The organism is Sphingomonas sp. TX0543 (assembly GCF_048565505.1).
Lineage (GTDB): Bacteria > Pseudomonadota > Alphaproteobacteria > Sphingomonadales > Sphingomonadaceae > Sphingomonas.
The window spans coordinates 1,328,895-1,349,955 of record NZ_JBLZUS010000002.1 but is presented as its reverse complement, the minus strand read 5'-3'; the positions used below and the strand labels follow the sequence as shown (position 1 = coordinate 1,349,955).

Genomic DNA, 21,061 nt, shown 5'->3' with positions numbered 1-21,061 from the left:
CGTTTCGGGCGGGGTGACGGCGACGTCCCCCCGCCCGTTTCATTTTCGAAAGGGGACGAAGCGTGCAGCTTTGGGTAGGGCTCGGCAATCCGGGGCCGCAATATGCGATGCAGCGGCACAATGTGGGCTTCATGGCGCTGGACGCTATCGCAGAAGTGCACGATTTCGGCCCGGTGGCGAAGAAATTTCAGGGCTGGGTGCAGGAAGGAAGGCTCGGCAGCCAGAGGATCCTTCTGCTCAAACCAGCGACCTTCATGAACGAAAGCGGCCGCAGCGTCGGCGAGGCGCTGCGGTTCTACAAGCTCGCGCCGGATGCGCTCACCGTGTTTCATGACGAGCTCGATCTGCCGCCGTTCAAGGTGAAGGTGAAGAACGGTGGCGGCACGGCGGGGCATAACGGGCTACGCTCGGTTGACCAGCACCTTGGCCCCGATTTCCGCCGCGTGCGGATCGGCATCGGCCATCCCGGCCACAAAGATCGCGTAACCGGATATGTGCTCGGCAATTACGCCAAGAGCGAGATCGATCCGCTGGCCGACCTGCTCGGCGCACTTGCGGCGGAGGCGCCGAAGCTGGCGGAGGGCGACGACGTGCGCTTCATGAACGATATCGCGCTGCGCCAAGGGGATTGAACCGTGTCGACCCGCACCCTGTTTCCAACCCTGTTCTACGAAGGCCGGATCGATGACGAGACGCTGGTAGCAGATCTTGAATATTCCGCGCTCACCCTGGCGCAGGAGGATGGAGCCGGCCGGGCCTGGTCACGCGCGAACGGCTATCGCGGCTACACCAGCTATGCCTCGCTCGATGACCTGCCCGGGCGCGATCCCGCCTTCGCTGCGCTCAAGCGGCGGCTCGACAAGCATGTCGCCACCTTTGCTCGCGACTTGCAACTCGATCTCGGTGGTCGCCGGCTGCGGCTCGACAGCCTGTGGGTGAATGTCATGAAGCGGCATGCAACTCATAGCGGGCACATCCATCCGCACAGCGTCGTCTCCGGCACCTGCTATATCGCGGTGCCGGCCGGGGCAGGCGCGCTCAAGCTGGAAGATCCGCGCCTGCCGATGCTGATGGCCGCGCCGCTGCGGCCGGATACCTTCGTCTATGCGCAGCCCGCGCGCGGCGCCGTGTTTCTGTGGGAAAGCTGGCTCCGCCACGAGGTCATGCCGAGCGATGCGAAGGATGACCGGATCAGCATTAGCTTCAACTATAGCTGAACTGATGGGGGCAAGCCTGCTGCCATATGAACCGCTCGCCCAGAACCCATTCATCCGTTGCGCGTTACGCAACGGAAGTTCCGGGAGATGGATGGAGTTACCTAGTGATGGCAGGATCACGCTTTTCCCGCTTCAGCGCCTCGGCGGCGCTGCTCGCTTTCGCTCTCACCGGCTGCAACCGTACGCCGAACGACAGCCAGGCGCTGCTCGCCAACCAGAGCGCCGCGGCCCCGCTTCCAGACCTCCCCGCGACACTGCCGATGACGGACGCACCCGCTACGCCAATCACGACCGCACCGCGCGCGGCGGCGCTGCCCGAAGCCCGCCCGATCCGCACCGTTCGGGTGCGCGATAGCGGGCGCGGCGCCGAATATGCCTATGCCGACGCAGCGTATCGCTTCAACGACGCGCTGGGCGATGCGCCTCCCGATTACGGCTTCGACTATCAGGGCGTGGAGCCATGGGCATGGCAGGGCTATGACGATTCGGTCGTCTTCGCCGAACCGGTCTCCGGTGGCTACCGCACCTATTATTACCGTCCGGGCGCGGAACAGCCGTATTTCGTCCGCGATCCTTATTATTCCTACGGTTATGACGATGGGCAACTAGCGGTTGTCTATGCGCCGGATGGCGCGGTCGTCCCGTGGGCGGATTATGGGCCGCAGCTCGTCTATGCCTCACGCTATCTGTCGCGCGGGCGCGATCTGTGGCGTGCATCGCGCGCGCAGCGCATCGCGATCAGCGCGGAAAGCTGGACGAGCCAAAGAACGACCTGGTTCGAAACCCGACAGCGATGGGGCGATGTGCGGATGCGCCAGCCCGCGTGGGCGAACTACGCTCGGCAGGACGCCGTTGCGCAAAATCACTGGCAGGCGGAACAGATCCGCCGACAGGCCGACGCCCGTCGGTTCGCGGATTGGCAGGCCGACAGCTATCACGCGGCCCCGCCGCCGCGCGCGATCCCCGCGCATTGGCAGCAGGCACCGTGGGCACGGGATGCCAGCCGTTTCGCGCCCGCAGCCGCAGTCGCGGGCGGTGCGGTAGCGGTCGGCGCGGCCATCGCCCAACGCCAGCATGCCGTGGCGGCGCGAAACGAGCAGGCGCTACTCGCAGACGCAAATCGCACCCGAGAGGAGCAGATGCAGGCGCGGGCGCAGCAACAGCATCAGCAGATGATTGCCCAGCAGCAGGCCGGGAACGCCCAGTTGACACAGCAGCGTCAACAACTGGCCGCCCGGGTGGAGCAACAGCGACAGGCACGGGCGAACGAGATGAACCAACAGCGGTTGCAGGCGCGACGTCAGCCACAATCGATCCGCGCGGACCAGAATCACGTGCTTGCGACGGAGATGACGCAGCGGCAGCAGCAACAGCAGCAGCGGAACATGCAGGCCCACCATCAGCGCTTGCGCATGACCGAGATGGCGCAGCACCGACAGCAACAGCAGACTGTGCGGGTCGAGCAGCAGCAGGCGCGGATTGCGGACAATGCGCGTCGCGAACAGGCGAACGCCGCGCGCGCCGAGCAGATGCAGGCGCGCGCGCAGCAGCAACAGCAGATGCGCGCCGCTGAGACAGCGCAACGTGCCCAGTCGCAAATGCGGGCGCAGCAGTTGCGCGCGGCCGAGACGCGTGTGCAACCGGTTGCGCGGGCGCCGGAACCGCCCCGTCCACCGGCGCAGGCGGAGCGCCCGACACGCCCGGCAGCACCACCGCAACGCGGCCCGGAGCGGGAACACGACCACCGCTGAACGCGCTCCGGGGTGGCGCGATGCGGGCGGACGCTGTAGGGCCGCCCGCATTCCCACATCTTGAGGTACGAACATGGGTTTCCGCTGCGGCATCGTGGGCCTGCCCAACGTGGGCAAGTCCACCCTTTTCAACGCGCTGACCGAAACGGCAGCTGCGCAGGCCGCGAACTATCCGTTCTGCACGATCGAGCCAAATGTCGGCAATGTCGGCGTCCCCGATCAGCGGCTGTCTAAACTGGCGGCAATCGCGGGATCGGCCAAGATCATCGAGACGCAGCTGGCCTTCGTCGATATTGCCGGCCTGGTGCGCGGGGCATCGAAGGGCGAGGGGCTCGGCAACCAGTTCCTCGGCAACATCCGCGAGGTGGATGCGATCGTCCATGTCCTGCGCTGTTTTGAAAACGGCGATGTGACCCACGTCGAGGGCAAGGTCGATCCGATCGCCGATGCCGAAACCGTCGAGACCGAGCTGATGCTGGCGGACCTGGAAAGCCTCGAAAAGCGCGTGCCTGCCCTCATCAAGAAGGGCCAGTCCGGCGACAAGGAAGCGAAGATCGGCGCGAGCGTGCTTGGTCAGGCGCTCGCGCTGCTGCGCGAGGGCAAGCCCGCGCGCCTGACTGCGCCGAGTGACGTGGAGGAGGAACGCGTCTTCGCGCAGGCGCAACTGCTCACCGCAAAGCCGATCCTCTATGTCTGCAACGTGGAGGAGGAGAATGCCGCGACCGGCAACGCCCATTCCGCGCGCGTATTCGATAAGGCCGCAGCTGAGGGCGCGGAGGCCGTTGTCGTTTCCGCCGCGATCGAGGCGGAGATCGCGACGATGCCACCGGAGGATCGCGGCGAGTTCCTGTCCGAGTTGGGCTTGGCCGAAACCGGCCTCGCCCGTGTGATCCAGGCCGGCTACAAGCTGCTCCACCTGCTCACGTTTTTTACGGTAGGGCCAAAGGAGGCTCGTGCCTGGACCGTCCCGGCCGGATCGAAGGCGCCGCGCGCGGCCGGCGAGATTCACACCGATTTCGAACGCGGCTTCATTCGCGCCGAAACGATCGCCTATGACGATTATGTCGCGCTCGGCGGAGAGGCTGGCGCGCGCGAGGCGGGCAAGCTGCGGCAGGAGGGCAAGGAATATGTCGTCCATGATGGCGACGTGATGCTGTTCCGCTTCAACGTCTGAAGTTGCCACGGACGATTGCCGGTTGGCATGATCGGGCGGCGGCTGATCGGAATGCGTCAAACCGCGCCGACATCGGCAATTGCGCCTTCCGCCCGTAACGTGGCGGGCGTAAGCGCTATGGCATGATCGGTCGCTCCGTTGTGCTCGCAGCGCTCGCCGCCCTTGCCGGCTGCGCTTATCCCAATACGCCGCGCGCCTTGCCGCCCGCAAATCAGCCGGCGCGTGGCACCGTTGCTGCCGCGGCGGTCGCGCAGCGCGCGCCCGTCACTATCCTGATCTCGATCGATGGCTTCCGCCCCGACTATCTCGATCGCGGGGTGACGCCGACCCTGTCGCGTCTGGCCGCGACAGGGGTGTCAGCAGCGATGCGCCCGTCATTTCCGTCCAAGACATATCCAAATCACTGGACGCTCGTCACCGGATTGCGCCCCGATCGTCACGGCATCGTCGCCAACAACATGGAGGACCCGGGCCGCCCCGGCGAAAAGTTCACCATGGCGACGGACGATCCGTTCTGGTGGAATGTTGCAGAGCCGATCTGGGTGACCGCGCAGAAGGCGGGTATCCATAGTGCCGCGATGTTCTGGCCCGGCGCGAACGTCGCCTGGGGCGGCACCCGCGACAGCGAATGGCCAAACACGGTGCGCAACGGAATGCGCCCTGATGACTGGCAGCAGTTTACCCAGCAGATGCCGGGCGAGAACCGCGTGCAGGCAGTGATCGACTGGCTGCGTCGCCCCGCCGCGACGCGCCCCGGCTTCGTGACGCTCTATTTTGACACGGTGGATACCGCCGGGCACCAATTTGGCCCCGCAAGCGACAAGGTGACCCAGGCGGTGGGCGAGGTGGATCGCTGGATCGGCGATCTGATCGGTGGGTTGGTGCAGCTAGATCAGCCCGCCAACCTAGTGATCGTCTCGGACCACGGAATGGCGCCAACTTCCAGCGAGCGCGTGATCGCGCTCGACAAGCTCATCAGCGTGGACGATGCGCGTATCGTCGAAGCCGGGCCCTACGCCACTTTCGAGCCGGTGCCGGGCCGCGAACGCGCCGTGGAAGCCGCGCTCCTCAAGCCGCATGCGCACCTCACGTGCTGGCGCAAGAGCGATATTCCGGCGCGTTTTCATTACGGCGCAAACGTGCGCGTTCCACCGTACTTCTGCCTTGCCGACGATGGCTGGCTGACAGCGAAGACGGGCCCGAAAGAGGCCTTTTCAAAAGGCGAGCACGGCTATGACAACGACCAGGCCGACATGCGCGCGCTGTTCATTGCCAATGGCCCGGCCTTCGCCCGTGGCCGTAAGCTGCCGTCTTTCGACAACGTCGATGTTGCCCCCTTGCTGCGCGATCTGCTCCACCTTCCAGCCGGCGCCGGGCTGGACGGAAACGATGCGCCATTCCATGAGGTGCTCGACAAACGATGAGCAGAGGGCGGCGAATGCAGTATTTCGAGGATATCGCAGTCGGCACGAAGGCGAGCTTCGGCAATTATCAGGTAACGCGCGAGGAAGTGATCGAGTTCGCCGGGAAATACGATCCCCAGCCCTTTCACCTTTCCGACGAGGCCGCCGCGCAGACGCATTTCGGGCGGCTTTCGGCCAGCGGCTGGCATACCTGCGCCATGGTGATGTCGATGATTGTGGAGAACTTCAAGAATCATCAGCAGGCAGGGCTCGGCTCACCCGGCGTGGATGAACTTCGCTGGCGGAAACCGGTTTATCCCGGCGACACGCTGCGCTGCGAAACCGAAATACTGGAAAAGCGACAATCGCAAAGCCGCCCCGAAATGGGCATTTTCAAGAGCCGGATGACGGTGTTCAATCAGCACGACGAGCCGGTAATGACGATGATCTCGAATGGCCTGATCCGCACGCGTCAGGAAGGATGACAAGCACGGCCGCCATAAGGCGGCGCGCCTTGTCACATAACTAGGTCGCAGTCGCGAACGGCAGCGGCGCGGAGTTTAGTACGGTCCCGAACTAACCTCGCGGCCCCCGCCCTCCGCGACCGCCGGAATTTCCGCCGCGCGGACCGCCGCGGAAGTCGTGCCAGTTCGGGCGAGGACTGGGTCGCACGCCTTGCCCCTGGCCGTTTCCAGTGCGGCCGCGCCAATATCCATCACCGCGGCCCTGCCAATATCGCCGCTGATCGTCATTCCAGCGGTACGGCCGCCGCCCGCGATCGTAGACGTAGACGCCGGTGCCGGGGTAATAATAGTCGCCATACCAGCCCCAGTATCCCGGGCCGTAGCCGTCATAATAATTCGCGCCATAATAGGGCGCGCCATACCCCATCGAGACGCCCGAGTATCCGTAGCCATCGGTACAGCCGGCCACAGCGACGCCAGCGGCGCCGATCACGGCCAATAAAGCGATCCTGCTCCGATCCATTTTCGTTCTCCAAACCGCGGTCGAATCGCTATCAAGCAGCGCCGGTTCACGGTCGAATGACAGACTGCGTATGAAGCTTTTCACACGCTTCAATCCGCGTGAACGGGTTTTGCTCCCGCCGCGCTGAAGCCGCGCTGAACTGAAGTGTTCTCTCCCGTTCAGGATCGGCGCCACAGCAGCCAGTTAGTGGCCCGGAAATGCAACCAGCGCATCAACCTTCACCCCGTCGGCAGCGAGCGCCGCGGCGCCACCCAGGTCCGGCAGGTCGATCAGGAATTGCGCTTGGCTGACGTTCGCGCCGGCCTTGCGGAGCAAGCGGATCGCGGCGCGTGCGGTGCCGCCGGTGGCGATCAGATCGTCGACGAGCAGCACCCGCTGCCCGGGCACGAGCGCATCCTCATGCATTGCGATGCGATCGTGGCCATATTCCAGCGCATAATCTTCCGCGATCGTTGCGCCCGGCAGCTTCCCATCCTTGCGGATCAGCAGCACGCCGGCCTTGAGCGGCACGGCAAGGGCGGCGGCGAACAGGAAACAGCGCGCCTCGATTCCGGCAACCAGATCGACCGCGCCATCGGTCGCCGCCGCCATCCGCTCAACACATGCGGCCAGACCGGTCGGAGAGAGCAACAGCGTGGTGATGTCACGGAACTGGATACCCGGCTTCGGAAAATTCGGGATCGTGCGGATCAGCGCCCTGAGATCGTCATTCACCTGCATCTCCAACGAAGCGTGTGCGCCATATCAACACATAAGCTTTCTAACGCGAGACGGCGGCCGGGGTTCGCACCACGACCGCCGCTTCATCCAAGCCCGCCCTCCGCGCCGCGAAGGGACGGGTCATCCTCAATGCTTAATGTCGCGCCACACGTTCTGATACGCGCCCCACGCCAGGAACACGAAGATCAGCAGGAACACGACCGTCGCGAAACCCGCGCCATGGCGCGATTCGAGATTTGGCTCGGCGGTCCAGCTCAGGAAGGCGGCTACGTCGCGCGCCATCTGGTCCTTCGTCGCCTTGGTTCCGTCGGCATAGGTGACCTGGCCATCCTGCGTGAGCGGCGGCGGCATCGCGATGTTCAGGTTCGGGAACACCGGATTGTAATGCAGCCCCTTGGGCGTCACCGATCCAGGGAATTTCTTCACCAGCTCCGCGGGCTGATCGCGATAGCCGAGCAGCAGCGCATGGACATAGTTCGGCCCATCCTCGCGCGCCTTGGCGATCAGCGAGAGATCGGGTGGCAAGGCATTGTTGTTCGCAGCGCGGGCCGCGATTTCGTTGGCGAACGGCGACGGGAACGGATCGGCCGGCACGTTCTTGCGGGTGGCGGGTTCGCCGGTGTCGGGGTTGATCGTCGGCTGTTCGATCGCCCAGCCCTGCGCGATCGCCTTAACCTGCCCGTCGGAATAGCCGATCTTGGTGAGGTCACGGAAGTGAACATACTTCAGCGAGTGGCATGCGGAGCAGACTTCCTTGTAAACCTGCAACCCGCGCTGGACCTGCTGGCGATCGAAGGTGCCGAACACGCCGGCCGATTTCAGCCCGGCGCTTTCCGGATGAATGCGGAACACATGCTCGGCCGATTCCGGCGCTGGATCGGTGATCGCGGTCTTTACCGTGCCGAACAGCGCGAAGCCGAGCGCCGCCACGAATGCCGCGCCGATCAGGAGTGCGATGGTACGAACCATTGTCTTTTCAGTCCCCTGTTCGGCTCAATGCGCCAGCGCCGGTGCGGCGTGGTCGGTTTCCCCGTGCTTCCCCAGCACGGCTGCGGTGATTGAGGTGGGCAGCGGGCGCGGACGCTCAGAACGCGACACCCACGGCAACACAATGAGGAAGTGCGCGAAGTAATAGATCGACGCGATCTGCCCGAGAATCACGTTGCGCGCGATCGGCTCCGCCCCGCCCACATAGCCGAGCACCAGCACGTCTACGAGCAGCACTGCCAGAAACCAGCGATACGTAGGGCGATACTTGGCCGAGCGCACCGGCGACGAATCCAGCCATGGCAGGAAGAACAGCAGCAGGATCGAGCCGAACATCGCCAGCACGCCCCACAGCTTCGCCGGAATCCACAGGAAGTTGAAGGTGAACGACTTCAGGATCGCGTAGAACGGCAGGAAGTACCATTCGGGCACAATGTGCGCCGGGGTCGAGAGCGGGTTCGCCTCGATATAATTGTCCGGGTGGCCGAGCAGATTCGGCGCGAAGAACACCAGCAGCGCGAAAACCAGGAAGAACACGCCGACGCCGACGCCGTCCTTCGCGGTATAATAGGGATGGAACGGCACCGTATCCTGCTCGCCCTTCACGTCCACGCCGGTCGGGTTGTTAGAGCCCGGGATGTGCAGCGCCCAGATGTGCAGGATGATGACGCCCGCGATCACGAACGGCAGGAGATAATGGAGCGAGAAGAAACGGTTGAGCGCAGCGTTGTCCGGCGCGAATCCGCCCAGCAGCCAGATACGCACCGTCTCGCCCACGCCCGGTATCGCCGAGAAAAATCCGGTGATGACCTGGGCGCCCCAGAAGCTCATCTGACCCCATGGCAACACATAGCCCATGAACGCGGTCGCCATCATCAGCAGGAAGATGACGACGCCGAGCAGCCACACCATCTCGCGCGGCGCCTTGTACGAACCGTAATAGAGTCCGCGACCGATGTGGACATAGACCACCGCGAGGAACATCGAGGCGCCGTTGGCATGCGCATAACGCAGGAACCAGCCGCCGTTCACGTCACGCATGATGTGCTCGGTCGAGCCGAAAGCGACGAGGGCGTTCGGCGCATAATGCATCGCCAGCACCACGCCGGTGATGATCTGGCACACGAGCGCAACTCCGGCGAGCACGCCGAAATTCCACCAGTAATTAAGGTTGCGCGGCACAGGATAGCCGGCGCCGATCGAATTGTAGACGAGGCGCGGCAGCGGCAGCTTCTCGTCGAGCCACCGCATCAGCGGCTGCTTCGGCTCATAATGTTTGGCCCAGGGAAAGCTCATCGTGCGCTACCTCAACCGACCGTTACGGCCGTGTCAGACGTGAAGGTGTAATCGGGAACGTGCAGGTTGAGCGGCGCCGGTCCCTGGCGGATGCGTGCGGCGGTGTCGTAGGCGGAGCCGTGGCACGGGCAGAAATAGCCGCCGAACGGCCCACGATTCTCGCCCTCGCCCGCGCCCAGCGGCACGCAGCCGAGATGGGTGCACACGCCGAGCGTGATGAGCCAGTTCTTCTTGCCCGGCTTGGTGCGCTGCTCCAGCGTCTGCGGATCACGCAGAGCGCTGACGGGCACGGCGTCCGCCTCCGCGATTTCCTTCGGCGTCAGGTTGCGCACGAACAGCGGCTGCTTGCGGAAGATCGTCTTGATCGCCTGCCCCGGCGCGATCTTGGAAAGATCGACCTCGGTGGTCGCCTGCGCAAGCACGTCGGCGGAGGGATTCATCTGGTTGATGAGCGGCAGGACGATCACGCCCGCGCCGACACCCGCCCAGGCTACCGCGGCGATATTGATGAAGTCGCGGCGGCGGGGGTCGTGGCCTTCCTCGAGGTAGGGGGCTGGGTTCTCACCCGGGGGAATCGTGTCTTCGACCGTCGCCATTCGCTAACCCTTGTCCCTTCCTTCAGGACGGGTGCACGGTTTCGGATCGAAATCCCCCACGCCCGCCTTTCTTCACCCCCGTCCCCACGGAGTTCCGGGGCCTGATAGCCGCGCCCCCCGCGCCTGCCAACAGCATTTTATGCAATAACACGAAGCTTGTCGCCGCGCTCTTCCGCAAGAAACGGTCGCGCGGTAATCGCCCGGCCATGCGCATCGCTCTCTACCAGCCCGATATCGCGGGGAACGTCGGCACGATCCTGCGGCTCGCCGCTTGCATGGGCGCAGAGGTCGATCTGATCGAGCCGATGGGCTTTCCCTGGAGCGATCGCGCGCTGGCGCGGGCGGGCATGGACTATGCCGCCGCCGTCGAAGTGAAACGCCACGCTGACTGGAGCGCATTTCTGGCGCAGACCAGCGCCCGGATCGTGCTTGCCACCACGAAGGCGGCAACACCGCTGCCGGAGGTGCGGTTCGACGCAGCGGATGTGCTGCTGTTCGGTTCGGAGGGTGCCGGCGTACCCGACAATGTCCATGATCGTGCGGACGTGCGGGTGCGGGTGCCGATGCGGCCGGGATTCCGCTCGCTCAACGTCGCGGTATCGGCCGCGATCGTGCTGGGCGAGGCGCTGCGCCAGACCGGCGGCTGGGCGGGATAACGCCGCCGGCCGCCGGCCCGATTCGCACCCGCTGATTATTGTGCCGCCTCGGCGTAGCGGCTGACCATCGCCGCCAGCCGGCCGTCGATGATCTCCTCGGCCTCGGCGACGATCCGATCGACCAGCTCCTTGACCGTCGGAACATCATCGATCAGCCCCTGCACCATCCCGGCGGACCAGATGCCGCCATCGGTGTCGCCGTGCTGCATCGCATCCTGCCCGCGCTTGCCGGCGACGAGATGCTGGATGTCGCTGAACTGCGCCCCGCCCGCGCGCTCGATCTTCACCACCTCGTCGGAGACGGCGTTCTTCATGACACGCGCAGTATTGTGAAGCGTGCGGAAGATGAGGTTGGTCGCGCGCTCGTCATTCTCGACCATCTTCTGCTTGAAGCTGTCGTGGATCTGCGCCTCCTGCGTCACGCAGAAGCGCGTGCCCATGTTGATGCCGTCCGCCCCGAGCGCAAGCGCGGCGACCAGCCCGCGCCCGTCCGCGAAGCCGCCGCTCGCCAGCATCGGGATCTTCAGCTTGCTCGCCGCCGCCGGGATCAGGATCAGGCCGGGAATATCATCCTCGCCGGGGTGGCCGGCGCATTCGAAGCCATCGATCGAGATCGCATCGACACCCTTGCGCTCCGCCGACAATGCGTGGCGAACGCTGGTGCATTTATGCACGATCTTGACGCCCGCCGCCTTGAACATCGCCCATTGTTCCGCGACCGCAGGTGTGCCGGCGGTTTCGACGATCTTGATCCCGGCATCGATGATGACCTGCGCATAGGCATTGTAATCAGGCGCATTGATCGTCGGAAAGACGGTGAGATTCACCCCGAACGGCTTGTCGGTGAGATCCTTGGTCCGCTGGATCTCCCTGGCCAGTTCCTCGGGCGACGGCTGGGTCAGCGCGGTGATGAAGCCGAGCGCGCCGGCGTTCGCGACAGCGGCGACCAGCTGCGCCTTGCCCACCCATTGCATCCCGCCCTGCGCGATCGGATACTCGACCCCGAACGCCTCGGTGAACCGCGTCTTCAGCATATCCCTCTCCACATCGCCGCCCTTCGCGGGCGCTGCCGTAACATATGTTACGCTTAATCGCAGAGCGGTCGCAAGCCCCTTGCAGCCTGCGGCGCACTCGCCATCAAGCGCGCATCACCAATTTGGTGCGCCGATCGCCTGCCAGCCGGACCGCGGACGGATCTGGCTCTCGCTACGATAGTCAACATCCTCCCAGCCCAGTTCCTTGAACTCTGCGCGGCGCGGGCCGAGATAGCCGAACAGGAACGCGGCGACCTTGCGCATCTGGATTTCTTCCGCGCCCTCGGTGATACGGTAGCGACGGTGATGGCGATAGATGTGCTCGAACGGCTTGTGCCGCGAATAGCCGATGCCGCCATGCACCTGCATCGCACGGTCGGCCGCCTCGCAGCAGAGGCGATTTCCCCAATAGTTGCACATGCTCACCTTGTCCGAAAGGCGGATTTCCACCTCATGGTGCGGCATCTGATCCATCTCCCACGCGGTCTTGCGGATCAGCAACCGCAGCATCTCGGCCTGCGTGGCCAGTTCGACCAGCGGAAACTGGATCGCCTGGTTTTTCGCGAGATCCTCGCCAAACGGCTTGCGCTGGCGGGCGTAGCGGATCGCCTCCTCGATACAGTAAGTCGCGGCGCCGAGCGATGAGGCCGCCTGGCGGATGCGATTCTCGTGCACGAATGCCTGCGCGATCGGCAGGCCGTTCTCCTTCTCGCCGAAGATCGCCGTCTCGGGCACCCACACGTCCCTGATCGACATCCGCGGATGATCGGTCGGCATGTTGAACGTCCAGAGATATTCCTCGACGACAACACCGGGGTCGTCGGTTGGCACGAGGAAACAGGTGATGCCGCGCGCCGCGCCATCCTCGCCGCTGGTGCGCACATAGAGCGCGCAATGCGTCGCCACATGCATGCCGGTGATCCACATCTTTTCACCGTTGATGCGATAGCCCGGCACGCCATCGCGCACCTCCGGTACGCCGCGCGTCTCCATATGGGTTGCATCCGAGCCGTGATACGGCTCGGTCAGGCCGAAGGCGACGCGGCGCGTCCCATCCAGCGTGCCCTTGATGAATTCCTCCCGCTGCGCATCGGTGCCGAATTTCTTGAACATCTTGGCATAGGGATTGTTGGCGACGATCGAATGCTCGTTCTGCAGATCGTTGTGCAGGCCAAGCCCCTTGGCCGCCAGATACTCGCGGATCACACACATCCACAGGTTGTTGCCGCCCTTCCCGCCAAACTCCGGCTCCATCGCGAAGCGGAAATGCCCGGCCTTGTCGGCGCGGCGCTTCGCCTCACGCAGCAGCTCCTCCCACTCGTGACGCGGCAGGCCGCCGTTCTCGAAGTCGGTACGCGCCCATTCACGGCGGTGATCGAAGAAGCGGACATTGTCATCTGCCTCTTCCAGCGGCTTGATTTCGGCCTCGATGAACGCGTCCAGTTCGGCCAGATAGTCCACCAGTTCCTGGGGAAGCGCGAAATCCATTTGATCCTCTCCGATCTAAGTCTAGTGTTTTAGTGACCGAGACGATGGCAGGACGACAAGCGAAAAATGGGTGACGTTGCCGAAAGATTGACTGCGCTGGCTGCAAAACTGGCCGGGCCGGGCGCGCATATCGCCGATCTGTCGTTGCTCACCGGCGGCGCGAGCATGGAGACCTGGGCCTTTTCGGTTTCCGACGCGGCGGGCACGGCGCAGCCGCTGATCCTGCGGCGCGGCAGCTCGGCGCTGGCAAGTCATCCCGGCAACAAGCCGCCGCTCAGGATCGAGGCGGAGCTGATCGCCGCCGCCATCGCCCACGGCGTGCCCGCGCCGCAAGTCGTTCACATCTGCGACCAGGCAGACGGGCTTGGTGAAGCTTATATCATGCGCCGCATCTCGGGGGAGACACTGGGTAAGCGGATCGCGACCGATCCTGCCTTTGCGCCCGCCCGTGCGGTTCTGGCGCGCCAGTGCGGCGCAGCGCTCGCGCGCATCCACGCGACCCCGCCGATCGAGGGGCTGGCCGCGCTCGACAGCCGCACCACCCTGACCAATTATGAGGAGACATGGCGTGCCTCGGGCCTGATCCGCCCAACGATCGAGGCGGCTTTCCGCTGGCTTGAGCGGCGCGTGCCCGAAAGCACCCAGCTGACGCTGGTGCACGGCGATTTCCGCAACGGCAATCTGATGGTCGACCCCGAACGTGGTCTTGCCGCCGTGCTGGACTGGGAACTGGCGCACATCGGCGATCCGGCGGAGGATCTCGGTTGGATATGCACGAATAGCTGGCGATTCGGGCAGCCGCGGCACCGTGTCGGCGGGTTCGGGGATCTGGGCGATCTGCTGGCGGGGTACGAAGCCGCCGGGGGCACCCGGATCTCGCCCGAGCGGGTCGATTTCTGGCAGATGGTCGGCAGCCTCAAATGGGGGGTGATGACGACGCTGATGCACGCGCGCTGGGCCGCCGACCCCGCCGCCGGCCCGGAACGCGCCGTGATCGGGCGGCGCCTGTCGGAAACCGAGGCGGATATCGTCGCCATCATCGAACGGAGCGCCGCATGATTACGCATCCCACCGCACAGGCGCTCGTGGAGGGCGTTGCCCGCTGGCTGCCCCTAGATGGCAGCGCGAGCGGGTTCACACTACGCGTTGCGCGCAACGCGCTGGAAATTGCCGCGCGCGATATGGCGCTGGGCCCGGCGGCGGATGCACGTGCGGCGACGCGCCTGGGCGCGCTGCTTGACCAGGAAGGAACAGACCGCGACGCGCTCGATCGCATGCTGGTGGAGGCGCTGCGCACAGGCCGGATCGCACCGGAGGACGAGCGGCTCATCGCCCACTTGCATGCGTGCGCAATCGACGCGCTCGCGATCGACCAGCCGAAATACGCTCACGAGCTGGACTGAACTGTCCCATCAGTCCCGCGGCGGGACGCCATCCTACTGATCTTAACCTTTTATTATCTCAGGCCGCCACGCACAGACCATCCTGTCAAACAGGAGGTCCAACCCATGAAGAAGCTCGCATTCGCTACCGCGGCCGCTGCCGCCGCGCTCGTCTCGGTTCCCGCGTCGGCGGCGACGACGATTCATCTCGTCCCCGTTCTCGGCACGCTCAGCGGCGCATTCGGCAACCTGCACCCGCGCGGCTCGGGCACGGACGTCTATCACTTCACCGTTCCCACGGCAGGTGATGTGTTCGGCTTCGTCGGGTCGGTCGGCCTGCGCATCACGCTCAGCAACCTCGATTTCACCAAGGTCACGCTGAACGGCGTCGATTTCGACATCAACAGCACTGGCATCATCGAGAATCGCACGATCAGCCTGCCGGTTGTCGCCGGCCTCCAGACGCTGTCGATCGGCTACAAGAACGCGCAGGCGTTCTCCAATTACGGCGGCTTCGTCACTTTCACCGCAAATGGCGCGGTGCCGGAACCGGCGACCTGGGCGATGATGATCCTGGGCATGGGCGCGGTCGCCGGCGCGATGCGCTATCGCCGTCGCACTTCCGCGACCGTCCGCTTCGCCTGATCGCGCAGCCGGACTGAGAATACGGGCCGTCCGCATCATGCGCGGGCGGCTCCTTTTTCTTGCCCTCTGGACATTCACGTCCTTTGCCGCGAAGTGGCTCGCGACGACAGATGGAGACGATGATGGCCGGGATGGGCGCGTTCGATTGGTCCGATCCGTTTCTGCTCGATGAGCAGTTGAGCGAGGACGAGCGGATGGTGCGCGATACGGCGCGCGCCTATGCTCAGGAAAAGCTCGCACCGCGCATCATCGATGCCTTCGCGCACGAGCATACCGATCCGGCGATCTTCCGCGAGATGGGCGCGCTCGGGCTGCTTGGGCCGACCGTGCCGGAGGAATATGGCGGCGTCGGCGCGTCCTATGTCGCCTATGGTCTGATCGCGCGTGAGGTGGAGCGGATCGATTCGGGCTATCGCTCGATGATGAGCGTGCAGTCGAGCCTCGTGATGTATCCGATCAACGCTTATGGATCGGAAGAGCAGCGGCGCAAATATCTGCCCAGGCTCGCCAGCGGCGAATGGATCGGCTGTTTCGGCCTGACCGAGCCGGACGCAGGCTCCGATCCGGGCGGGATGAAGACCCGCGCGGTCAAGACCGCCGACGGCTATCGTATCTCCGGCAGCAAGACGTGGATCAGCAACGCGCCGATCGCGGATGTATTCGTGGTCTGGGCAAAATCCGATGCGCATGGCGGCGGTATTCGCGGCTTCGTGCTTGAAAAGGGCATGAAGGGACTCACGGCTCCGAAGATCGAAGGCAAGCTATCGCTACGCGCGTCGATCACCGGCATGATCATGATGGATGACGTGGAGGTCGGCGAGGACGCGTTGCTGCCCGAGGTTCAGGGGCTGAAGGGCCCGTTCGGCTGCCTGAATCGCGCGCGCTACGGCATTTCATGGGGCGCGCTGGGCGCGGCCGAATTCTGCTTCCACGCCGCGCGCCAATACGGCCTTGATCGTCATCAGTTCGGGCGCCCGCTCGCCGGAACGCAGCTCTTCCAGAAGAAACTGGCCGACATGGAAACCGAGATCGCGCTGGGCTTGCAAGCCTCGCTACGCGTCGGGCGGCTGATGGACGAAGGGCGGTTCGCCCCGGAAATGGTGTCGATCGTCAAGCGCAACAATGTCGGCAAGGCGCTGGATATCGCCCGTGCCGCGCGCGACATGCATGGCGGAAACGGCATTTCCGGCGAGTATCAGGTGATGCGCCACCTGATGAACCTCGAAACGGTCAACACCTATGAGGGTGCGCATGACGTGCATGCGCTGATCCTGGGCCGCGCGATCAGCGGCATCGCGGCGTTCTGAACAAGGGCGGCGCCGGCCAGCGCCGCCTTCGCGCCTTTCGGATCAGAAGCGCACGCCGACGCCGGCGCCAAACACCAGCGGGTTGATGTCCGCGTGTACGCTCTGCCGCCCGATCGCGGTGGTATCGAGTCGCGCGTTCGTATGCATATCGATATATTTGACATCTAGATTGACGAACATCTTCCTCGAAATGTCCACGTCAACGCCCACCTGCGCAGCCCAGCCAAAGCTGTCGCTCATGCGCACCTTCGTGGTGCCCACCGCCGCCTGCAACTCATCCGATGCGCTGGAATTCCAGAAGATAGAATAATTGATCCCCGCGCCGACATAGGGCCGCACCGCGCCCTTCGGATCGAAATGATATTGCGCAGTCAGCGTTGGCGGCAACACCCAACTTGAGGCAAGCTTGCCGATCGCGCCAGTCGCGCCGCCAGTGCCCGATACATTGTGCTTCGTGGTCGAAGCGATCAGCTCGAAACCGATATGGTCGGTCGCCATATACGTAAGATCGATTTCCGGCATCACCGCATTGCCCACCGCGACCCTCTCGTTCGGGAACGCAGGGGTGATTCCACTCGACTTCTCGTTCGGCATCACGGTGATCGCGCGCAGCCGCACCAACACGTCGCCGGCGGCGATCCCCTGCCGATCCTGCGCCATCGCCGGTGCTGCGAGTAGCATGCCGGCCACCAGCGCCGCCCCGATCATTCCCTTCATCCTGTTCCTCCGTTGCTTGCCGATACCGCTATCCGTTGCGGCCGGAGGAAGGGCATTGCGCTCGATCAAGCCGCGGCTTGACTCGGGTCAAACGGTGATAACTGGCCCGGAATGCGTCATCGCGGGAGCGTCAGATGTGCCGCTTTTCCAGTTTCCGGGCGAGCGTGCGCCGATGGAGGCCGAGCCGGCGCGCGGCCTCTGAGATGTTGAAATCGGTATCCACGAGGGTCTGGTGAATATGCTCCCACTCCAGCGTCTTGATGCTGGTCGTGCGCGTCGTGATTCCGGCTTCCGGATCGCCCTCGACCCGCGCAAACGCCGCCTCGATATCATCGGTATTGGCGGGCTTGGTGAGATAGTTGGTCGCGCCGAGCTTTATCGCCTCCACCGCGGTGGCGATGCTGGCGAACCCGGTCAGCACCACGATCCGCATCGCGGGATCGATCGTGCTGAGTGCCTGCACACATGTGAGCCCCGATGCGCCGCCGCCGAGCCTGAGATCGATCACAGCATGATCGGGGGCAAAGCGGCGCGCCACTTCCTCCAGCCGCTCCGGGCCGTTGAGCACCTCCACGGCATAGCCGCGTCGCTCGAACGAGCGCCCCAGCGTGCGGGCGAACACCACATCGTCCTCCACGATCAGCAATCGGCCGGTGTTCATGCCCGTTTCTCCAGCGACAACGCCGCGAGCGGCAGCCGCAACGTCACCACCGCACCAGCGCGCGCATCGTTCCGCGCCGCCAGCGATCCGCCGAGGGTTCGCAGCACATTGCTGGCAAGAAACAGTCCAAGTCCAGCGCCGCGCCGATCCTTGCTGCTCTGGTAGGGCCGACCGATGCTGTCGAGGAATTCGGTAGGGAAACCGCGCCCGTCGTCGTGCGCCGCGATCACGATTTCCTCCTCGCGATCCGCATTCTCGTCCAGCGCGAGCGTAAGCGTGATGCGCGCCGCACCAGCCTCGACTGCGTTATCGAGCAGGTTGACAAGCGCCTGCGCCAGCGCGCGATCAGCGACGATCGGCGGATCGCGCCACAGGCAATCGTCAAGTCTCACCAGTTCCGGTCGCCCCCAATCCTCGACGATCCGGCCGATGAAGCGGCGCAGCGTGGTGCGCGCGGGCGCTTCCCCCGTCACTTCACCGGCGGCGAACAGGATACCGGCGAGAATCTGCTTGCACCGCGCGACTTCCGCCTCGAGGTCCGCGATCTCGCCGGTCAGGCGCGTGAAGCCTCGCGCCTGCGCCTCTTCGCGCCAGTCCCCCAGTGTGACCGACAGGGTGGAGAGCGGCGTGCCGAGTTCGTGCGCCGCGCCGCTCGCGAGCAACCCCATGCGCACGATCTGTTCCTGTTCGGCCGCGCGCTGGCGCATCGCGGCGAGATGCGCGTCGCGATGGCGCAGGTTACGCGAGCCGCGCGTCACGAACAGCACCGCGAGCACCGCGGCGAGCGTGAAGTTGAACCAGCTTCCGACCAGATATGGCGCGGACAGGCTGCTGGCATATTCGGGCGGCAGCGGCAGTGGCCGGTTAACGACCGCAAGCAGCGCGAACGCCGCGCTCGTCACCGCGACGAGCAGCCACGCCGACCATACTTCCAGCAGCACGGCGCCGAGCACCACTTGCAACAGGAACAGGGTGACAAACGGATTGGTGGCCCCGCCCGAAAACGCGAGCTGGACACTCAGCGCAGTCACGTCGATCAGCAGCGCGCCAAGCAGTTCCGCGTTGGTGACGAGGAATCGAGAGGTCGCGAATTGAGCGAGGTTGAGCGCGACCAGCCCGGCAAGCGTTGTCAGCATCGGCGCCAGCGGCAGGCGGATGCCCATCCCGAAATCAACGAACAGGATCGTCGCGAGTTGACCGCCCACCGCCAGCCAGCGCAGCAAAATCAGCAGAAGAAGATTGCGGCGCGCGGCCTCGTCCGGACGTGGGGCGCCGATCACCGCGCCTCACTCCGCCAGGCGCGCGCGGCCAGCACCGTGAGCAGCGCGGCCATAGCAAACCAGGTTAGCGCATAGCTTAGATGGCTGTTGCGGAAGGCGATGACGGTCAGCCCGCCGCGCGGCCAGCGCTCGCCATTCCGCCCGGCGTCGATGAACCAGCCTGCCACCGGCCCAAGCCGCTTCGCCGCGGCGATCGCGTTAACGTCGCGCGAATACCAGCGATCGGCAACCGGATCGTTGGTGCGAAGGAAGCCGCCGCCTGGCTCATCGAGGCGCAGCAGCCCCGTCACGCGTGCAACGCCGCTCGCGGCCGGGGCATGGCCGCGCATATCCGTTGGCACGAAACCGCGATTGACCAGGATTCGGCCGCGGGCCGTTTCGAGGGGGGTCATCACCCAGTACCCCGCGCCCAGCACCGTGATCGCCTGAACATAGCTGTCACGCGCGGGTAGCCAGCGACCCTGCGCGACGACGCGGGTATAGGTATCCGCAGCAGTGGCGCGATAAGTGGCGGATGGCGCGGGCACCGGCGCGGCGGCGAGCTTCGCGTCCACCTGCCGGATCAGCGCCAGCTTCCATTGCAGCCGATCGAGCTGCCACACGCCGAGCGCGACAAAGCCGAGGATAGCGGCCACCGTGAGCAGCCGGACGAGAAGCGACTTCATGACGCTCGCCCGCGCCGCGATAACGGCGACCCGGGCCGGAAGAATGCTGCGGGCCGCGCCCTTCTCACATCCCGCTCATGTCCATCGAATGCGGCGCGCCATGCGACTCGGTCGGCATCGGCGGCATCATATAGTGATTCATGTTTATCATCACCCACAGCGAGCCCGCCAGCGCGATCACCACGATGATGATCGTGAAGATCAGCGCCATCAGCGTCCAGCCGTTCTCCGACTTCGCGTTCATGTGGAGGAAGTAGATCATGTGAACGACGATCTGCACCACCGCGAACACCATGATGATCCCGGCCGTGATCGTCTTGTCCGCGATCGCCCCGCTCATTACGAGCGCAAACGGGATGGCCGTGAGCACAAGGGACAGGAGGAAGCCGGTAACGTAGTCGCGCCTTGTGCCGTGCGCGCCGCCGCCCGCGCCATGCTCGTCGGCTTCGTGATGATGCGCGCTCATGCCATCGACCCCAGCAGATAGACGAAGGTGAAGACGCCGATCCACACGACGTCGAGGAAGTGCCAGAACATCGACAGGCATTCCAGCCGCCGCACGTTCGCCGGAATCAGGCCCTTGCGTGTAACCTGCACCATCAGCACAACCAGCCAGATCGAGCCGAAGAAGACGTGCAGCCCGTGTGTGCCGACCAGCGCGAAGAAGCTGGAGAGAAACGCCGAACGCGATGGCCCGGCGCCTTCGTGGATCAGATGGTGGAATTCGAACAGCTCGATCCCCAGAAACCCAAGGCCGAACAGCAAGGTGACCAACAGCCAGCGCAGCGCCGCTGCCTTTCGCTGCTCATGGGCCGCGATCATGGCGAAGCCGTAGGTGATCGACGAAAACAAGAGCAGCGCGGTGTTCAATGCCACCAGCTTCAGGTCGAACAGTTCGTGGCTGGTCGGGCCGCCCGCGAAGTTGCGCCCGTAAACGCCCCAAGACGCGAACAGCATCGCGAAAATCAGGCAGTCGCTCATCAGATAGAGCCAGAAACCCAGCATCGTGCTGGATCCGCTCTCGTGATGATGCGGCTCGGTTTCCCAATAGACGGGCGCGCCGTCTGCGGCGGCGGTCAGGTTGGTATGCGCCAT

At 64.8% G+C, this 21,061-nt stretch carries 24 protein-coding genes; 11 read left to right on the top strand and 13 right to left on the bottom strand.

The annotated features are described in order from the left end of the window. The first annotated feature begins 62 nt into the window (after window positions 1–62). From pth to ACM61V_RS07100, 6 genes are all read left to right on the top strand, one after another. Window positions 63–632, top strand: coding sequence for an aminoacyl-tRNA hydrolase (gene pth, locus ACM61V_RS07125; RefSeq protein ID WP_137787117.1), 570 nt, complete (start codon window positions 63–65; stop codon window positions 630–632). 3 nt (window positions 633–635) lie between these two features. Then, window positions 636–1,217, top strand: a complete 582-nt coding sequence (locus ACM61V_RS07120; RefSeq protein ID WP_137787118.1) for a TIGR02466 family protein — start codon at window positions 636–638, stop codon at window positions 1,215–1,217. A 107-nt stretch (window positions 1,218–1,324) separates the two neighbouring features. Further along, complete coding sequence (locus ACM61V_RS07115; RefSeq protein WP_137787119.1) at window positions 1,325–2,968, top strand: hypothetical protein; 1,644 nt, start codon at window positions 1,325–1,327, stop codon at window positions 2,966–2,968. Between the two features lie 73 nt (window positions 2,969–3,041). Next, window positions 3,042–4,142, top strand: a complete 1,101-nt coding sequence (gene ychF / locus ACM61V_RS07110) for a redox-regulated ATPase YchF (RefSeq protein WP_137787120.1) — start codon at window positions 3,042–3,044, stop codon at window positions 4,140–4,142. A gap of 122 nt (window positions 4,143–4,264) precedes the next feature. Continuing rightward, window positions 4,265–5,566, top strand: a complete 1,302-nt coding sequence (locus ACM61V_RS07105; RefSeq protein WP_137787121.1) for an ectonucleotide pyrophosphatase/phosphodiesterase — start codon at window positions 4,265–4,267, stop codon at window positions 5,564–5,566. A gap of 14 nt (window positions 5,567–5,580) precedes the next feature. Further along, a complete protein-coding gene (locus tag ACM61V_RS07100; RefSeq protein ID WP_137787122.1) occupies window positions 5,581–6,030 on the top strand; it encodes a MaoC family dehydratase in 450 nt (149 codons plus the stop codon). Between the two features lie 91 nt (window positions 6,031–6,121). Here the strand turns inward: ACM61V_RS07100 and ACM61V_RS07095 are convergent, their stop codons facing one another. The 5 genes from ACM61V_RS07095 to petA all read right to left on the bottom strand — a co-directional run bounded on the left by ACM61V_RS07095 (window position 6,122) and on the right by petA (window position 10,131). Continuing rightward, the gene (locus tag ACM61V_RS07095) at window positions 6,122–6,502 is read right to left on the bottom strand and encodes a hypothetical protein (protein WP_419714251.1); all 381 of its coding nucleotides are present in this window, start codon (window positions 6,500–6,502) and stop codon (window positions 6,122–6,124) included. A 213-nt stretch (window positions 6,503–6,715) separates the two neighbouring features. Further along, the gene (locus tag ACM61V_RS07090; RefSeq protein WP_419713904.1) at window positions 6,716–7,252 is read right to left on the bottom strand and encodes an adenine phosphoribosyltransferase; all 537 of its coding nucleotides are present in this window, start codon (window positions 7,250–7,252) and stop codon (window positions 6,716–6,718) included. Window positions 7,253–7,378: 126 nt separating this feature from the next. Further along, entirely contained in the window at window positions 7,379–8,221 is an 843-nt protein-coding gene (locus ACM61V_RS07085) for a cytochrome c1 (RefSeq protein WP_137787125.1), read from the bottom strand. A gap of 24 nt (window positions 8,222–8,245) precedes the next feature. After that, a complete protein-coding gene (locus ACM61V_RS07080; RefSeq protein ID WP_137787126.1) occupies window positions 8,246–9,535 on the bottom strand; it encodes a cytochrome b in 1,290 nt (429 codons plus the stop codon). A gap of 11 nt (window positions 9,536–9,546) precedes the next feature. After that, window positions 9,547–10,131 carry a ubiquinol-cytochrome c reductase iron-sulfur subunit gene (gene petA, locus ACM61V_RS07075; protein WP_137787127.1) on the bottom strand — a complete coding sequence of 195 codons (585 nt, stop codon included), beginning with the start codon at window positions 10,129–10,131 and terminating at the stop codon, window positions 9,547–9,549. 206 nt (window positions 10,132–10,337) lie between these two features. On the opposite strand from petA, the gene ACM61V_RS07070 reads away from it, so the two are divergent. After that, window positions 10,338–10,787 (top strand): tRNA (cytidine(34)-2'-O)-methyltransferase, encoded by a 450-nt coding sequence (locus ACM61V_RS07070; RefSeq protein ID WP_137787128.1) that lies wholly within the window; start codon window positions 10,338–10,340, stop codon window positions 10,785–10,787. Between the two features lie 35 nt (window positions 10,788–10,822). Here the strand turns inward: ACM61V_RS07070 and ACM61V_RS07065 are convergent, their stop codons facing one another. Then, the gene (locus tag ACM61V_RS07065; protein ID WP_137787129.1) at window positions 10,823–11,821 is read right to left on the bottom strand and encodes an NAD(P)H-dependent flavin oxidoreductase; all 999 of its coding nucleotides are present in this window, start codon (window positions 11,819–11,821) and stop codon (window positions 10,823–10,825) included. Window positions 11,822–11,935: 114 nt separating this feature from the next. Beyond that, window positions 11,936–13,309 carry an acyl-CoA dehydrogenase family protein gene (locus tag ACM61V_RS07060; protein WP_137787130.1) on the bottom strand — a complete coding sequence of 458 codons (1,374 nt, stop codon included), beginning with the start codon at window positions 13,307–13,309 and terminating at the stop codon, window positions 11,936–11,938. Window positions 13,310–13,375: 66 nt separating this feature from the next. Between ACM61V_RS07060 and ACM61V_RS07055 the strand changes: the two genes are divergently transcribed. The 4 genes from ACM61V_RS07055 (at window position 13,376) to ACM61V_RS07040 (ending at window position 16,643) form a co-directional block, all read left to right on the top strand. Then, window positions 13,376–14,368: a phosphotransferase family protein gene (locus ACM61V_RS07055; RefSeq protein ID WP_137787131.1), complete on the top strand. Its 993-nt coding sequence runs from the start codon at window positions 13,376–13,378 to the stop codon at window positions 14,366–14,368. After that, on the top strand, window positions 14,365–14,712 hold the full coding sequence (locus ACM61V_RS07050) for a DUF6285 domain-containing protein (protein ID WP_137787132.1): 348 nt from the start codon (window positions 14,365–14,367) through the stop codon (window positions 14,710–14,712). The genes ACM61V_RS07055 and ACM61V_RS07050 overlap by 4 nt, the downstream gene beginning before the upstream one ends. Before the next feature lie 105 nt (window positions 14,713–14,817). Further along, window positions 14,818–15,336 carry an FxDxF family PEP-CTERM protein gene (locus ACM61V_RS07045; protein WP_137787133.1) on the top strand — a complete coding sequence of 173 codons (519 nt, stop codon included), beginning with the start codon at window positions 14,818–14,820 and terminating at the stop codon, window positions 15,334–15,336. A gap of 122 nt (window positions 15,337–15,458) precedes the next feature. Continuing rightward, window positions 15,459–16,643: an acyl-CoA dehydrogenase gene (locus ACM61V_RS07040; RefSeq protein ID WP_137787134.1), complete on the top strand. Its 1,185-nt coding sequence runs from the start codon at window positions 15,459–15,461 to the stop codon at window positions 16,641–16,643. Between the two features lie 42 nt (window positions 16,644–16,685). On the opposite strand, the gene ACM61V_RS07035 is transcribed toward ACM61V_RS07040, so the two are convergent. The 6 genes from ACM61V_RS07035 to cyoC all read right to left on the bottom strand — a co-directional run bounded on the left by ACM61V_RS07035 (window position 16,686) and on the right by cyoC (window position 21,061). Next, window positions 16,686–17,360: an OmpW/AlkL family protein gene (locus tag ACM61V_RS07035; RefSeq protein ID WP_137787135.1), complete on the bottom strand. Its 675-nt coding sequence runs from the start codon at window positions 17,358–17,360 to the stop codon at window positions 16,686–16,688. Window positions 17,361–17,490: 130 nt separating this feature from the next. Continuing rightward, complete coding sequence (locus ACM61V_RS07030; RefSeq protein WP_137787136.1) at window positions 17,491–18,021, bottom strand: response regulator transcription factor; 531 nt, start codon at window positions 18,019–18,021, stop codon at window positions 17,491–17,493. Then, complete coding sequence (locus ACM61V_RS07025) at window positions 18,018–19,301, bottom strand: ATP-binding protein (RefSeq protein ID WP_349290322.1); 1,284 nt, start codon at window positions 19,299–19,301, stop codon at window positions 18,018–18,020. The genes ACM61V_RS07030 and ACM61V_RS07025 overlap by 4 nt, the downstream gene beginning before the upstream one ends. Continuing rightward, the gene (locus tag ACM61V_RS07020) at window positions 19,298–19,966 is read right to left on the bottom strand and encodes an SURF1 family protein (protein ID WP_137787137.1); all 669 of its coding nucleotides are present in this window, start codon (window positions 19,964–19,966) and stop codon (window positions 19,298–19,300) included. Before ACM61V_RS07020 ends, ACM61V_RS07025 begins: the two co-directional genes overlap by 4 nt. Window positions 19,967–20,030: 64 nt before the next feature. Beyond that, window positions 20,031–20,432 carry a cytochrome o ubiquinol oxidase subunit IV gene (cyoD, locus tag ACM61V_RS07015; protein WP_137787138.1) on the bottom strand — a complete coding sequence of 134 codons (402 nt, stop codon included), beginning with the start codon at window positions 20,430–20,432 and terminating at the stop codon, window positions 20,031–20,033. Further along, window positions 20,429–21,061 (bottom strand): cytochrome o ubiquinol oxidase subunit III, encoded by a 633-nt coding sequence (gene cyoC, locus ACM61V_RS07010; protein ID WP_137787139.1) that lies wholly within the window; start codon window positions 21,059–21,061, stop codon window positions 20,429–20,431. Before cyoC ends, cyoD begins: the two co-directional genes overlap by 4 nt.